General features: G+C 64.8%; 12 protein-coding genes. 8 read left to right on the top strand and 4 right to left on the bottom strand.

All coding sequences use genetic code 11. The features are described 5' to 3' along the window. Nucleotides 1-90: 90 nt before the first annotated feature. Complete coding sequence (locus tag X733_RS147660) at nucleotides 91-1968, top strand: ABC-F family ATP-binding cassette domain-containing protein (RefSeq protein ID WP_023819154.1); 1878 nt, start codon at nucleotides 91-93, stop codon at nucleotides 1966-1968. Between the two features lie 158 nt (nucleotides 1969-2126). Further along, on the top strand, nucleotides 2127-4235 hold the full coding sequence (locus tag X733_RS147665) for a molybdopterin oxidoreductase family protein (protein ID WP_023819153.1): 2109 nt from the start codon (nucleotides 2127-2129) through the stop codon (nucleotides 4233-4235). A 58-nt stretch (nucleotides 4236-4293) separates the two neighbouring features. Here X733_RS147665 and X733_RS147670 read toward each other — a convergent pair whose 3' ends face one another. Continuing rightward, nucleotides 4294-4770 carry an Lrp/AsnC family transcriptional regulator gene (locus tag X733_RS147670; protein WP_023738646.1) on the bottom strand — a complete coding sequence of 159 codons (477 nt, stop codon included), beginning with the start codon at nucleotides 4768-4770 and terminating at the stop codon, nucleotides 4294-4296. Between the two features lie 103 nt (nucleotides 4771-4873). On the opposite strand from X733_RS147670, the gene X733_RS147675 reads away from it, so the two are divergent. The 6 genes from X733_RS147675 (at nucleotide 4874) to X733_RS147700 (ending at nucleotide 10696) form a co-directional block, all read left to right on the top strand. Next, nucleotides 4874-6076, top strand: a complete 1203-nt coding sequence (locus tag X733_RS147675) for a diaminopropionate ammonia-lyase (RefSeq protein WP_023819152.1) — start codon at nucleotides 4874-4876, stop codon at nucleotides 6074-6076. Between the two features lie 2 nt (nucleotides 6077-6078). Then, nucleotides 6079-7305 (top strand): Zn-dependent hydrolase, encoded by a 1227-nt coding sequence (locus X733_RS147680; protein ID WP_031193519.1) that lies wholly within the window; start codon nucleotides 6079-6081, stop codon nucleotides 7303-7305. A 12-nt stretch (nucleotides 7306-7317) separates the two neighbouring features. After that, nucleotides 7318-8490 (top strand): amidohydrolase, encoded by a 1173-nt coding sequence (locus tag X733_RS147685; protein WP_023819151.1) that lies wholly within the window; start codon nucleotides 7318-7320, stop codon nucleotides 8488-8490. A 96-nt stretch (nucleotides 8491-8586) separates the two neighbouring features. After that, entirely contained in the window at nucleotides 8587-9390 is an 804-nt protein-coding gene (gene speB, locus X733_RS147690) for an agmatinase (protein ID WP_023819150.1), read from the top strand. 63 nt (nucleotides 9391-9453) lie between these two features. Then, entirely contained in the window at nucleotides 9454-10227 is a 774-nt protein-coding gene (gene dapB / locus X733_RS147695; RefSeq protein ID WP_023819149.1) for a 4-hydroxy-tetrahydrodipicolinate reductase, read from the top strand. A gap of 235 nt (nucleotides 10228-10462) precedes the next feature. Then, nucleotides 10463-10696: a DUF680 domain-containing protein gene (locus tag X733_RS147700; RefSeq protein WP_023684758.1), complete on the top strand. Its 234-nt coding sequence runs from the start codon at nucleotides 10463-10465 to the stop codon at nucleotides 10694-10696. 192 nt (nucleotides 10697-10888) lie between these two features. Here X733_RS147700 and X733_RS147705 read toward each other — a convergent pair whose 3' ends face one another. The 3 genes from X733_RS147705 to purM are packed head-to-tail and all read right to left on the bottom strand — an operon-like array spanning nucleotide 10889 to nucleotide 13204. Further along, nucleotides 10889-11413: a histidine phosphatase family protein gene (locus X733_RS147705; protein ID WP_023693925.1), complete on the bottom strand. Its 525-nt coding sequence runs from the start codon at nucleotides 11411-11413 to the stop codon at nucleotides 10889-10891. A 7-nt stretch (nucleotides 11414-11420) separates the two neighbouring features. Next, nucleotides 11421-12128, bottom strand: a complete 708-nt coding sequence (purN, locus tag X733_RS147710; protein ID WP_023689060.1) for a phosphoribosylglycinamide formyltransferase — start codon at nucleotides 12126-12128, stop codon at nucleotides 11421-11423. Further along, nucleotides 12125-13204: a phosphoribosylformylglycinamidine cyclo-ligase gene (gene purM, locus X733_RS147715; RefSeq protein ID WP_023693923.1), complete on the bottom strand. Its 1080-nt coding sequence runs from the start codon at nucleotides 13202-13204 to the stop codon at nucleotides 12125-12127. Before purM ends, purN begins: the two co-directional genes overlap by 4 nt. Nucleotides 13205-13285: the final 81 nt, after the last annotated feature.

Below are 13285 nucleotides of genomic sequence, written 5' to 3'. Positions count from 1 at the left end.
CGCGCTTTGGGCGCGCCGTCTTCATGCCTTATGCCCCCGCCAGCGCCCAGGCCCTTGCGAAGCGCCGCCCTCCCGTGCAAAAGCCCCGGCATGCTTATCATCAACGATCTTTCGCTCCGCATGGCCGGACGCTTGCTTCTCGATCATGCCTCGCTGACCTTGCCGGCCGGCACCAAGGCCGGCCTCGTCGGCCGCAACGGCACCGGCAAGACGACGCTGTTCAAGGCCATCACCGGCGACTTTCCCTCCGAGACCGGCTCGATAAGCCTGCCCAAGAACACCCGCATCGGCCAGGTGGCGCAGGAAGCGCCCGGCACCGAGGAGCCGCTGATCGAGATCGTGCTCAAGGCCGACCTCGAGCGCACCGCATTGCTCGAGGAGGAAAAGACCGCCACCGACGCGCACCGCATTGCCGACATCCATATGCGGCTGGCGGATATCGATGCGCATTCGGCGGAATCTCGCGCGGCCACCATCCTCGCTGGCCTTGGCTTCGACGACGCCGCGCAGCGCCGCCCGGCCTCGTCCTTCTCCGGCGGCTGGCGCATGCGTGTGGCGCTCGCCGCGGTGCTGTTTGCCGAGCCCGACCTTCTGCTGCTCGACGAGCCGACCAACTATCTCGATCTCGAAGGCACGCTTTGGTTGGAAAACTACGTGTCGAAATATCCGCACACGGTGCTTCTGATCTCGCACGATCGCGACCTGCTCAACCGCGCCGTCAATTCCATCGTTCATCTCGACCAGAAGAAGCTGACCTTCTGGCGCGGCGGCTACGACCAGTTCGAGCGCCAGTACACCGAGCAGAAGGAGTTGCAGGAGAAGGGCCGTGTCAAGCAGGAAGCCGCGCGCAAACACATGGAGTCCTTCGTCGAACGCTTCCGCGCCAAGGCTTCGAAGGCGAGACAGGCGCAGTCGCGCATCAAGGCGCTGGAGAAGATGAAGCCGATCGCGGCGATCGTGAACGACACGGTGCGGCCGTTCTCTTTCCCGGAGCCGGTGAAAACGGTGGCGTCGCCGATCGTGGCGCTGAACAACGTCAATGTCGGCTACACCGAGGGCCAGCCGATCCTCAAGAAGATGACGTTGCGCATCGATGCCGACGATCGCATCGCGCTGCTCGGCGCCAACGGCAACGGCAAGTCGACCTTCGCCAAGCTTCTCTCGGGCAGGCTGAAGCAGGAAACCGGCACCATGACGGTGGCGCCGGGCCTGAAGGTGGCGATCTTCGCGCAGCATCAGCTCGACGATCTCAGGCCGGAGGAAAACGCCTACGAGCATGTCCGCCGGCTGATGCCGGAAGCGCCGGAATCCAAGGTGCGCGGCCGCGTCGCCCAGTTCGGCCTCACCACCGAGAAGATGAACACCGCCGCCAAGGATCTGTCGGGCGGCGAGAAGGCGCGCCTGCTCATGGGCCTGTCGGCCTTCGAAGGCCCGAACCTCTTCATCCTCGACGAACCCACCAACCATCTCGACATCGACAGCCGCGAGTCCTTGATCCATGCGCTGAACGAGTTTCCCGGCGCCGTCATCCTGATCTCGCATGACCGCCATCTGCTGGAAGCGACCGCCGACCGGCTGTGGCTGGTCAAGGATGGTGCGGTCAACCCGTATGACGGCGACCTTGAGGACTACAAGACGCTCGTCACCGGCGTGTCCGGCGATCGACGCGGCAAGCGCGAGGCCGAGAAGGCATCCAAGGCCGATCGCCGCCGCGATGCCGCGGCGCGCCGCGCCGCCTTCGAGCCGCTGGCCAAGGAAATCCGCGCCACCGAAGCGCTGATGGACCGCATCCGCAAGCGCATCGACCTGATCGAGGACGAACTCGCCAATCCGGCCGTCTATGAGAAGGATCCATCGACGGCGACCCGGCTGGCCAAGGAGCGCTCGCAGTTGGCACAGCAGTTGGCTGGCCACGAGGAAAAGTGGCTGACCATGTCGGCCGAGTACGAGGAAGGCACGGCGGAGTGATTTACCCTCCCCCTTGTGGGGAGGGTCGATCCGCGAAGCGGAGCGGGGCGGGGGTCTGCGCCGCACCCCACCCCGGCGCTGCGCGCCGACCCTCCCCATCAAGGGGAGGGTAAGATCTGGCCCTACACGCCGCCCGCGAAACCCGCTAAAAACGCCCCATGAACCAGCACGCCAAGCTCAGAATCGGCCACTCCGCCTGTCCGCATGATTGCCCTTCGACCTGCGCGCTCGAGGTCGAACTGCTCGATGGCAACCGCATCGGCCGTGTCCATGGCGCCAAGTCCAATACGTATACGGCTGGTGTGGTCTGCGCCAAGGTCGCGCGCTATGCCGATCGTGTCCATCATCCGGACCGACTGCTGAAGCCGCTTGTTCGCGCCGGCGCCAAGGGCGACGGCATCTGGAAAGAATCCAGCTGGGAAGCGGCACTCGACCTCGTCGCCGAGAGATTCATCGCGGCCGAGGAAAAATACGGCTCCGAGACCGTCTGGCCTTATTACTATGCCGGCACGATGGGGCTGGTGCAGCGCGACGGCATCGACCGGCTGCGCCATGCAAAAAAATACTCCGGCTTCTTCGGCTCGATCTGCACCAATCTGGCCTGGACCGGCTGGATGATGGGAGCGGGCGCCTTGCGCGGTCCCGATCCGCGGGAGATGGCGAAGTCCGACTGCGTGGTGATCTGGGGCACCAATGCCGTGGTCACGCAGGTCAATGTCATGACCCACGCCATCAAGGCGCGGAAGGAGCGTGGCGCCAGGATCGTCGTTATCGACGTCTACGAGAACGCGACGATGAAGCAGGCCGATATGGGCCTTGTGCTGAAGCCCGGCACCGATGGCGCGCTGGCCTGCGCGGTCATGCATGTGCTGTTCAGGGAAGGCATGGCCGACCGCGCCTATCTCGAAAGATACACCGACGATCCGAAGGGGCTGGAAGCGCACCTGGAGACGCGCACGCCGGAATGGGCTTCCGCCATCACCGGTCTTGCCGTCACCGAGATCGAGGCTTTCGCACGCCTCGTCGGCAAGACGAAGAAAACCTATTTCCGCCTCGGCTATGGCTTTGCCCGCCAGCGCAACGGCGCGGTCAACATGCACGCGGCATCCTGCATCGCCGCCGTCACCGGCGCCTGGCAATATGAGGGTGGCGGCGCCTTCCATTCCAATTCCGGCATCTTCAAGCTCAACCAGGATGTGCTGGAAGGCACCGCGATGCGCGATCCCAATATTCGCCATCTCGACCAGTCGCGCATCGGTCCGGTGCTGACCGGCGCAGCGGACGCGCTTTACGGTGGCCCGCCGGTGACGGCGATGCTGATCCAGAACACCAACCCGGTGAATGTCGCACCCGAGCAGCGGCTGGTGAAACAGGGTTTCCTGCGCGACGACTTGTTCACCTGCGTGCACGAACAGTTCATGACCGACACGGCAAAGCTTGCCGATGTCGTGCTGCCGGCAACGATGTTCCTCGAGCATGACGACGTCTACAAAGGCGGCGGCAACCAGCACATCACGCTTGGGCCGAAACTGATCGAACCGCCGGAAGGGCCGCGCACCAACCATTTCGTCATCGAGCAATTGGCGCAGCGTCTCGGCGTCGCCGACCGGCCGGGCTTTGGCCTGACCGAGCAGCAGCATATCGACATCATCCTCGGCAAGCGCGGGCTGGGCTCCTTCGCCAGCCTCAAGGAAGACAAATGGGTCGACCTGCAGCCGGATTTCGAGGCGGCGCATTTCATCGATGGTTTCGGCCATGCCGACAAGAAATTTCACTTCCGCGCCAACTGGAGCGGGCAGGCGGCGCCCAACCGGCCGCCGAAAAGCATGGGCCTGTTCGGGCCGGTGGCGGAGCTCCCGGAATTCCCCGACCATGTCGACCTGATCGAGGTCGCGGATGCGGAGCATCCGTTCCGGCTGACGACATCACCGGCGCGCAACTTCCTCAATTCGACCTTCTCGGAAACGCCGGTGTCGAAGGCCAAGGAAGGCCGGCCGGAATTGTTGTTGCATCCGGACGACGCTGCCGCGCTTGGCTTGGGCGACGGCGACCGTATCGAGGTCGGCAACCGGCGCGGCGAGGTGGTGCTGCACGCAAAGTTGTTCGAAGGCCTCAAGCGCGGCGTGGTGATCGCCGAGGGCATCTGGCCAAACAGCGCCCATGAGCGTGGCGAAGGCATCAATGTGCTCACCGGCGCCGATGCGCCGGCACCTTATGGCGGCGCTGCCTTTCACGACAACAAGGTCTGGCTGCGGCCGGCGGGCTAAAGCAATTCCAGGAAAAGTGTGAGCGGTTTTCCGTCCGGAATTGCGTAAAAGTGACTGGCTATCCCGGCAGAGGCACCGTCAGCCCCACCTTGACACGGTCCATGGCAACGAAGGTGCGGAATTTTCGGACATTCTTGCTGTCGAAGAACAGTCTGCGCGTCAGGGCCTCATAGGCCCCCATGTCGGCCGCGGTGATGACTAGGATGAAGTCGGCCTCGCCGGTGACGTAGTAGCATTGCTGCACTTCGGGCTCTGCCGAGAATTGCCGCTTGGCCGCGTCGATCAGGTCCGAGCGTTCGCTCTCCAGTTCGACCTCGACGAAAATGGTGATGGGCTGGCCGACCACAACGGGGTTGATGACAGCGACGTTGCCGGCAATGACGCCGGACTGTTCCATGCGCTTGATGCGCCGCTGCACCGCCGGCGCCGACAGGTTGACGGCTTCGCCGATCAGCCGCTGCGGCGTCGTGTTGTCCCGCTGCAGGATGGCAAGGATGGCGAGGTCGAAACTGTCGAGCGAAGGTGATCGAGGCAAAGCGCTATCCTGGCGAAACAAACTTGCATTTCGAAGCGCCAATAACAGCGCTATTTGCGCCTCGGCTGCAATATGATTTCGTCACACCTAAAGGAGGCCGCCCGTGTTCCTGCTCAACAGCAATGCCTTGCACCGCCGGCCGCTCGATCCGGTCGATGCCGAAACGCTGGGGAATGCCGGCGCCGATACGGTCGAGCGCTTTCTGGCCCATCGCGACAATCACCTGCCAACGCACTTGCATGCATTGCCGACGCTGGCCGGCGAACTCGGCCTCGGCGCCGTCCACATCAAGGATGAAGGCTTTCGCCTCGGTCTCGGCAGCTTCAAGGCGCTCGGCGGCGCCTATGCCGTTTTTCGACTGGTGCTGGAGGAGGGGAGCCGATCGCTTGGTCGGCCCGTTGACGTGGCCGATCTCAACCGGTTCGACGTCCGGGCGGTCGCTGCCGGGATGACGGTTGCCTGCGCCACCGACGGCAATCACGGCCGCTCGGTCGCGCAAGGTGCACAGTTGGTTGGCGCGAAAGCGGCAATCTTCGTTCACGCCGGCGTCAGCGAGGCGCGCATTGCAGCAATAGCCCGCTATGGCGCCGAGATGATCCGCGTCGACGGCAATTATGACGACTCGGTCAGGCAGGCCGCCGAGGTTTCAGCTGAGCAAGGCTGGACCGTGGTGTCCGACACCTCCTGGCCGGGCTACGAGCGCATCCCCGGTCTGGTCATGCAGGGCTATTCGACGATCGTGCGTGAAGCATTGGGCCAGTTGCCGCAGCCGCCGACCCATGTCTTCGTGCAGGCCGGTGTCGGCGGCATTGCCGCCGCCCTGGCCGGCCATCTCGCCATCGTGCTCGGTCACGCCAGGCCGACCTTCATCGTCGTCGAGCCGGCCCGCGCCGCCTGCGTTGTCGCAGCCGCCCGGGTGGGCCACGTGGTCAAGGTCGCACACGATCAGCCGACGGTGATGGCGATGCTCGAATGCTACGAGGCCTCGCAAGTTGCCTGGCGCGTTCTGGCGCGGGTTGCCGATGCCTTCATGACGGTGGATGAGGAGGAGGCGGTCGCGGTGATGCGGCGGCTGGCACGGCCGGCTGGCAATGATCCAGTGATCGTCGCCGGCGAAAGCGGCGGCGTCGGTCTGGCCGGGCTGATCCGGGCGGTGGCCGACCACAAGGCCGCGCTCGGGCTCGACGACAAATCCCGCGTGCTGCTGATCAACACCGAAGGCGCCACAGACCCGCATCGCTATACCGAGCTGGTCGGGCAGAGCCCCGCCGATGTGCTGGCCGGCAAGCTGAAGGCCGAGGCATAGCCATGATCGGGATCGATGCACAGCGTCTGCTTGGCCGCATCCGGGAACTCGGCGCCGTTGGCCGCGACAGTGAGGATAGGCTGATCCGGCTCGCCGTCTCCGACACAGACAGACAGGGCCGTGACCTCTTTGTCGGCTGGCTCGGGCAGGCCAGGCTGGAAGTCGCCATCGACCGGGTCGGCAATATTTTCGGCATCTGGCAATGCCCCGACAATGCCGGGCAGGCGCCACTGCTCATCGGTTCGCATATCGACACCGTCATCGATGCCGGCATCTATGATGGCTGCTACGGCGTGCTGGCCGGGCTGGAGGTGATCGAGACGCTGCAGGCTTCGGGCTTTTCGCCGTCACGCCCGGTCGCGGTCGCCGCTTTCACCAATGAGGAAGGTGTGCGCTACACGCCTGATATGATGGGCTCGCTATGCCATGCCGGTGGCGTCAGCGCCGAGGCCGTGCTGGCCGCCATCGGCACGGATGGCAGCGTGCTCGGCCAGGAGCTCGCCCGCATCGGCTATGCCGGCGACCGCGAACCCGGCTTCCTCAAGCCGCATGCCTATCTCGAACTTCATATCGAGCAGGGGCCGGTGCTGGAGCGTGAAGGCGTGCCGATCGGCGCGGTCGAGAATCTGCAAGGCATTTCCTGGCAGCGCATCACCATCGACGGCGCCGCCAACCATGCCGGCACCACGCCGATGTCGATGCGCAGCGACGCCGGCCACGCCGCCGCCCGCATCATCACCTTCCTGCACGACCGGGCGAAAGCTTCAAATGGGCCAACCGTGGTCACTGTAGGCACGATGCGCTTCGAACCCAATGCCATCAACGTCATTCCCTCGCGCGCTATCTTCACCGTCGATCTGCGCGATCCCGACGAACAGCGCCTGCAGGCGCATGAGGCGGCCCTTGCGGCTTATCTCGAGGAGCTTGCTGCAGCCGAGAGCCTGTCGATTTCGGCAGAGCAACTGGCCCGTTTCGAACCGGTGCTGTTCGACATCGGCATCGTCGAGCGGATCGAGGCGGCCGCGAAGAACCGCGGTCTCGGCGTCAGGCGCATGACATCGGGCGCCGGCCATGACGCGCAGATGATGGCCCGCCTCGCGCCGGCGGCAATGATCTTCGTGCCGAGCGCCGGTGGCATCAGCCACAATCCGCGCGAACACACTGAAGATGCCGAGCTTGTCGCCGGCGCCAACATCCTGCTTGATGTCGCCAGTGAGCTTGCAAAATAGGTCGGGGAGAAAATGGCTGAGCTCGATCGTGATGTGCTGAAGCAGGAAATGACCGGCTGGCGGCGCGATTTGCACGCGCACCCCGAGTTCGGCTTTGAGGAAAAGCGCACCGCTGCCTTTGTCGCCGCGAAGCTGCGCGAATTCGGGCTGGACGATGTTGCAGAGGGGGTCGGCGGCACCGGCGTCGTTGGCACATTGAAGCGCGGCAGCGGCAACCGGGCGATTGCGCTCAGGGCCGACATGGATGCGCTGCGCATCACCGAGCAGTCCGCGACCACCCATCGCTCGCAGAACCCCGGCATCATGCATGCCTGCGGCCATGACGGCCACACCACCATGCTGCTCGGCGCGGCAAAGCTGCTCGCCGCCGAGGGCGGTTTCGACGGCACCGTGCGTTTCATCTTCCAGCCCGCCGAGGAATGGGGCAGGGGGGCGCTGGCGATGCTGGACGACGGGCTGCTGCGGCGCTTTCCCTTCGACGAGATCTTTGGCCTGCACAACATGCCTGGCCTGCCCGTCGGGCATTTCGAGACCCGTGCCGGCCCGTTCATGTCGGCGGAGGACAATTTCGAGATCGTGCTCAAGGGGATCGGCGGCCATGCGGCGCGGCCACATTCGGGCAATGAAACACTGGTCGCCGCCTGCGCGCTGGTCACCAATCTGCAAACCATCGTCTCGCGCCGGCTGAGTCCCGCCGACATTTCGGTGGTTTCGGTGACCGAGCTGATCACCGACGGCACCCGCAACGCATTGCCCGGCCTCGCCTGCATCCTCGGTGACGCCCGCAGTTTTCGTCCCGAGGTCAGCGCCGAGATCGAGCGCCAGATGCGGGTCATCGCGGCAGGCACCGCCGCTGCCTACAATGTCACCGCCGACGTGACCTATAGCAGGGAATTCGTGCCGCTGCAGAACGATGCCGACCTGGTGGACGCGGCCTTTGTCGCCGCAAGGCGCGTGCTGGCCTATGGCGCCGCCAGCATCGCGGCGGAGCCGATGACCGCCTCGGAGGATTTCGCCCGCTTCCTCGATCACGTACCGGGCTGCTTCGTCTTTCTCGGCAATGGCGAGACCTCGCCGCCGCTGCACAATTCCAGCTACGACTTCAACGATGACGGGCTGTTGCACGGCACGAATTTCCACGCCGCGATCGTCAGGCAAAGGCTGGGCGGCGCGATCGTGAAGTGACGCCTGATCGCCTTCGCAACTGGCCCAAGCGGCACTGCTATCGCCAGCCAGCTGCCGGGTTTAGGGAGATTGCCTGTTGCCGGAGATCGCACGCCGATGACCAGGGTTTCGCTTCTGGGAATACCGCATGACGAGAACTCGTCCTATCTCAAGGGCGCGGCCGCAGCGCCGGCCCTGATCCGGCGGGAACTCAAAAGCGACGCGCACAGCTCGTGGAGCGAAACCGGCTTCGATGTGGCGGACAGTTTCGTCGACCACGGCGACATCGACTTTTCAGGCGCCGGCGGTCCATGGGAGCGGATCGAGGCCGAGGTCGGCCGCGCGCTGGATGCCGGCCACCCGTTGATCAGCCTCGGTGGCGATCATGCCATCGCCTGGCCGGTGCTGCGTGCCGTGCGCCGCCGCCATGCCAGGCTAACGATCGTCCAGATCGACGCCCATCCCGACATCTACGATGCCTATCAGGGCAACAGGCGGTCCCACACCTCGTCCTTCGCGCGCATCCTGGAGGAGGGGCTGGCCGACCGGCTGATCCAGATCGGCTCGCGCACCCTCAATGATGAGCTTCGTGACCAGCTCAAGCGCTTCGGCGTCGAAATGATCGAGGCGCGGCATTTCAGCGAGGATCTGCAGCTCGATCTCAAGACGCCGGTCTATCTCTCGGTCGATCTCGACGGCCTCGACCCGGCTTGTGCGCCCGGCGTGTCGCACCGCGAGCCCGGTGGTCTTACAACCCGGCAAGTGATCAACCTGATCCAGCGGATCGACCAGCCCATCGTCGGCGCCGATGTCGTCGAATACAATGCAAGCCAGGACGTCTCCAATCTCACCGCGCTGGTTGCCGCCAAGCTGGTCAAGGAGATCGCCGGCATGATGCTCAAGACGCATGGCGCCGACTGAATCAATCTGGCAGGGCGGCATGGTAGATCATTGTTGCGACTCGCATTTCCAGTGAAAGCCGCCATGCAGCATCCATTGAAAATAGCCATAGCCGGTGCGCTCGGCCGCATGGGCAGGGAGATGGCGCTGGCCGTCGAGACCGATCCCAGGCTGGCGCTCGTCGCCCGCTTTCACAGGCCGGGCAGCGCCGGCGAGGGGCTGGTCGAGCGCGACGAAGCACTGGCGCTTGCGGACGTCGTCATCGATTTCACCACGCCTGCGGCCTCCATCGAATTGGCGAAGACTTGCGCGGCCCGCGGCGGCCCGGCGCTGGTCATCGGCTCGACCGGCTTCGAACCTGCCGATCTCGCCGCCATCGCTGCTGCTTCGAAGTCCGTCGCCATCGTTCGCTCAGGCAGCTACTCGCTGGGGCTCAACATGCTGGCTGGGCTGGTCGAACAGGCGGCGCGAGCACTTGGTCCCGCCACCGACATCGAGATCCTGGAAGCGCATCACCGCATGAAGGTCGACGCACCGTCGGGCACGGCGCTGATGCTGGGCGAGGCGGCCGCTCGCGGACATGGCGTCAGGCTGGACGATGTGGCGAAACGCATCCGCGACGGCGTTACAGGTCCACGCCCTGCCGGCGAGATCGGCTTTGCCGTGCTGCGCGGCGGCAGCATCGTCGGCGAGCACAGCGTGAGCTTCCTCGGTGAGGGCGAAACGCTTACGCTCTCGCATTCAGCCGGCGACCGCTCGATGTTCGCGCGCGGCGCCATTGCGGCAGCACGCTGGGTCTCTGGCCGGCCGCCCGGCGAATACGACATGCGCGACGTACTGGGGTTCACGGCCTTTTGAGATGCAATGGTAACGCAACGAGGGCGTTGCGAGGTCGGAACCGCCTAGAGAATAGAATATAGCACAACTACGCCATTTCGCGCCTTCCCAAACCGAACCGAACGGTTCGGTTCGCACATTTTTGTGATTGGCAATGGCAGCAACGCACACCCATTTCGGGGTGGTCCGAGCGACGCGAATTCCTCCCAAGGCACGCCACTTGACGGACAGAACTGAAAAATCTGGATTACCTGAAATGACCAAGATCGCACTTACCGCTGCTGCCATCCTCCTTGCCACCGGCACCGCTTTCGCAGGCAGCGACCACTACGGCTCCGACGGCGTCAACCAGCCTGCTGTGACAGCGCCCGCCGGCAACATCGATCACAGTTATACCGCCTCGATCCGCAAGCCGGCCAGCCTCGGCGATTTCACGATCAAGGGCGACTCGAACCAGCCGGAATCCGGCCAGGGCATATGGGGTCGTTGATTTTCTGAGAAATCGACGACCACAAAGAGCGGTGGGCCTGGCCCACCGCTCTTGGTTTTATGCAATCGACTCGGGCCGCAAAGATCTTGAATCAATCCGCCAGCAGCGGGTCCTATCTCCTTGTTTGACCGTGGTCTTTTCAAAACACGGTTTGCGGCTGTCACCTGCGGCTAGCCCGTTAGGCAGCTTGGTCTAGCTTATATCCTTCGGCTTGATGCAATGCGTCAACCGGGCCGCGCCGAAGCCGAGATCCGCCCAATCGCCGTCGATGACAAAGCGGGCAAGGGCGCCGGTCGGGAGTTTCTCTTCAAGTTTCCTTAGAGCAGCCACACCCGATCGCGGACCGGCGAGCCGGCGGGCAAAGTCCTCCAGGCCGGGATTATGGCCGAGCACCAGGAGACAGCTAGCCGATGCGACTGCCTGCTGCACCTCGGCCAGAATGTCGCCAGCCGTGGCTTCGAAAAGCGCCTCGGCGAACTCCACCGTTACGCTCGCCGAAAGTTCCGCCGAGACCAGCCGCCATGTCTCGCGCGTGCGCAGCGCCGGCGACACCAGCGCCAGGTCAGGCAGCCAACTGCGCCGGGCCAGTTCGCGCCCCATCAGCGGCGCCGTCTTCAGCCCGCGCGGCCCGAGCGGCCGGTCGAAATCAGCAAGCGCCGGGTCGTCCCAGCTCGACTTGGCGTGGCGCAGCAGGAGCAATTGTCTCGGTGTCGCCAATGTCGGCCTACGGCGTGATCCGCGCCAGATGTTCGAGATCGCGTTCTTCGCGCAGCGGGTCGGGCGCCATCACCACGGAAGTTCCGTTTTCGGCATCGTCGGCGAAATGTGCCAGCACGGTGCGACCGCCTTCCATGTGCGCCTTGCCGTCAGCGACCAGCCCGAGCGCCAGCGCATAAAGCCGGTGCTCGGCCTTCAGCACTCTGGCGGCCAGCGTGTCTTCGTTGTCGCCGACCATCACCGGCACCGCTGCCTGCGCGATGATCGGGCCGTCATCCATCTCTGATGTGACGAAATGCACCGTGCAGCCATGAATGCGAATGCCGGCGCGCAGGGCGCGCGCATGCGTATCGAGCCCTTTGAAGGCCGGCAGCAGGGCAGGGTGGATGTTGAGCATGCGCCCTTGCCACTTCTCGACCAGGCCGCGGGAGAGAATGCGCAGATAGCCGGCCAGCGCCACGATCTCGGCGTTGAACGCAATCAGCGCGGCGTCGATCGCCGCATCATGGGCTTCCTTGCTGGCATGGTCGGCGCGCACGATGACCTTGGTCGGGATACCGCGCGCGGCCGCGATGCCGAGGCCGGCGGCGTTGGCCCGGTCGGAAATGACGCCAACGATCTCGGCGGGATAGGCCGGGTCGCTCGCCGCCGCGATCAGCGCCGTCATGTTCGAGCCGCGTCCCGAGATCAGAACAACCGTGCGTTTCCTGCTCATAGGCCGATCGAGCCCCGATAGATGACGCCGGCGTCGCGGCGCGGAACGATGCGGCCGATCGGCGTCACAGTCTCGCCGGCCTCCTGCAGCACGGCTGCGACCTGTGCCGCCTGGCCGGAGGCGACGACGAGGATCATGCCGATGCCGCAGTTGAAGGTGCGCATCATCTCCTCCGGCGCCACGCCGCCAGTCTTCGCCAGCCAGGAAAACACCGGCGGCACATCGATGGCATTGAGATCGAGTTCTGCGGAAAAGTCCTTGGGCAGGACGCGCGGAATGTTTTCGGGAAAGCCGCCGCCGGTGATATGGGCCAGTGCCTTGATGCCATGCGTGTTGCGGATGGCCTTGAGGACCGACTTCACATAGATGCGGGTCGGCTCGAGCAGCGCCTCGGCCAGCGTCGCTTCGTCGTTGAACGGCGCCGGATCGCTCCAGGCAAGCCCGCTGACGGCAACGATACGGCGCACCAGTGAAAAGCCATTCGAATGCAGGCCCGAGGAAGCCAGCCCAAGCAGCACGTCGCCTTCGACAATATCGTCGGTCGGCAGCAACTGGCCGCGTTCGGCCGCACCGACGGCGAAGCCGGCAAGGTCGTAATCCTTGTCGTTATACATGCCGGGCATTTCAGCGGTCTCGCCGCCGATCAGCGCGCAGCCGGCCTGTCGGCAGCCGATTGCTATGCCGCCGACGATTGCCGTCCCCTGGTCGGGGTCGAGCTTGCCGGTGGCGAAATAGTCGAGGAAGAACAGTGGCTCGGCGCCCTGCACGACGATGTCGTTGACGCACATGGCGACGAGGTCGATGCCGATCGTGTCGTGCTTGCCGGCATCGATGGCGATCTTCAGCTTGGTGCCGACGCCGTCATTGGCGGCAACCAGCACCGGATCCGTGAAACCCGCCGCCTTGAGGTCGAACAGGCCGCCAAAACCGCCGATCTCGCCATCGGCGCCCGGCCGGCGCGTCGCGCGCACCAGCGGCTTGATCTTCTCGACCATGAGGTTGCCGGCATCGATGTCGACGCCCGCCTCGGCATAGGTGAGCCCGTTCTTGCGCTTGGCCCGGTCGCCCTTGCTCATCGTCGGCGCATCCCTGTTTCCCTCGGCGGCTCTTCGCATGAATGGTTTCGGGGGGCAAGGATGACGACAGGATACCGGGCT

Origin of the sequence: Mesorhizobium sp. L2C066B000 (assembly GCF_000502335.1) — a bacterium.
Taxonomy (GTDB): Bacteria; Pseudomonadota; Alphaproteobacteria; order Rhizobiales; family Rhizobiaceae; genus Mesorhizobium.
Note: the sequence above shows the minus strand (reverse complement) of the source record. Positions and strands in the feature narration are given on the sequence as shown.

What these genes read in the sequence shown, in the direction of transcription:
- purM (WP_023693923.1), bottom strand. Translation starts at nt 13,204, where the DNA reads ATGAGCAAGGGCGACCGGGCCAAGCGCAAGAACGGGCTCACCTATGCC.
- dapB (WP_023819149.1), top strand. Translation starts at nt 9,454, where the DNA reads ATGCAGCATCCATTGAAAATAGCCATAGCCGGTGCGCTCGGCCGCATG.
- purN (WP_023689060.1), bottom strand. Translation starts at nt 12,128, where the DNA reads ATGAGCAGGAAACGCACGGTTGTTCTGATCTCGGGACGCGGCTCGAAC.
- X733_RS147660 (WP_023819154.1), top strand. Translation starts at nt 91, where the DNA reads ATGCTTATCATCAACGATCTTTCGCTCCGCATGGCCGGACGCTTGCTT.
- X733_RS147700 (WP_023684758.1), top strand. Translation starts at nt 10,463, where the DNA reads ATGACCAAGATCGCACTTACCGCTGCTGCCATCCTCCTTGCCACCGGC.
- X733_RS147665 (WP_023819153.1), top strand. Translation starts at nt 2,127, where the DNA reads ATGAACCAGCACGCCAAGCTCAGAATCGGCCACTCCGCCTGTCCGCAT.
- X733_RS147680 (WP_031193519.1), top strand. Translation starts at nt 6,079, where the DNA reads ATGATCGGGATCGATGCACAGCGTCTGCTTGGCCGCATCCGGGAACTC.
- speB (WP_023819150.1), top strand. Translation starts at nt 8,587, where the DNA reads ATGACCAGGGTTTCGCTTCTGGGAATACCGCATGACGAGAACTCGTCC.
- X733_RS147685 (WP_023819151.1), top strand. Translation starts at nt 7,318, where the DNA reads ATGGCTGAGCTCGATCGTGATGTGCTGAAGCAGGAAATGACCGGCTGG.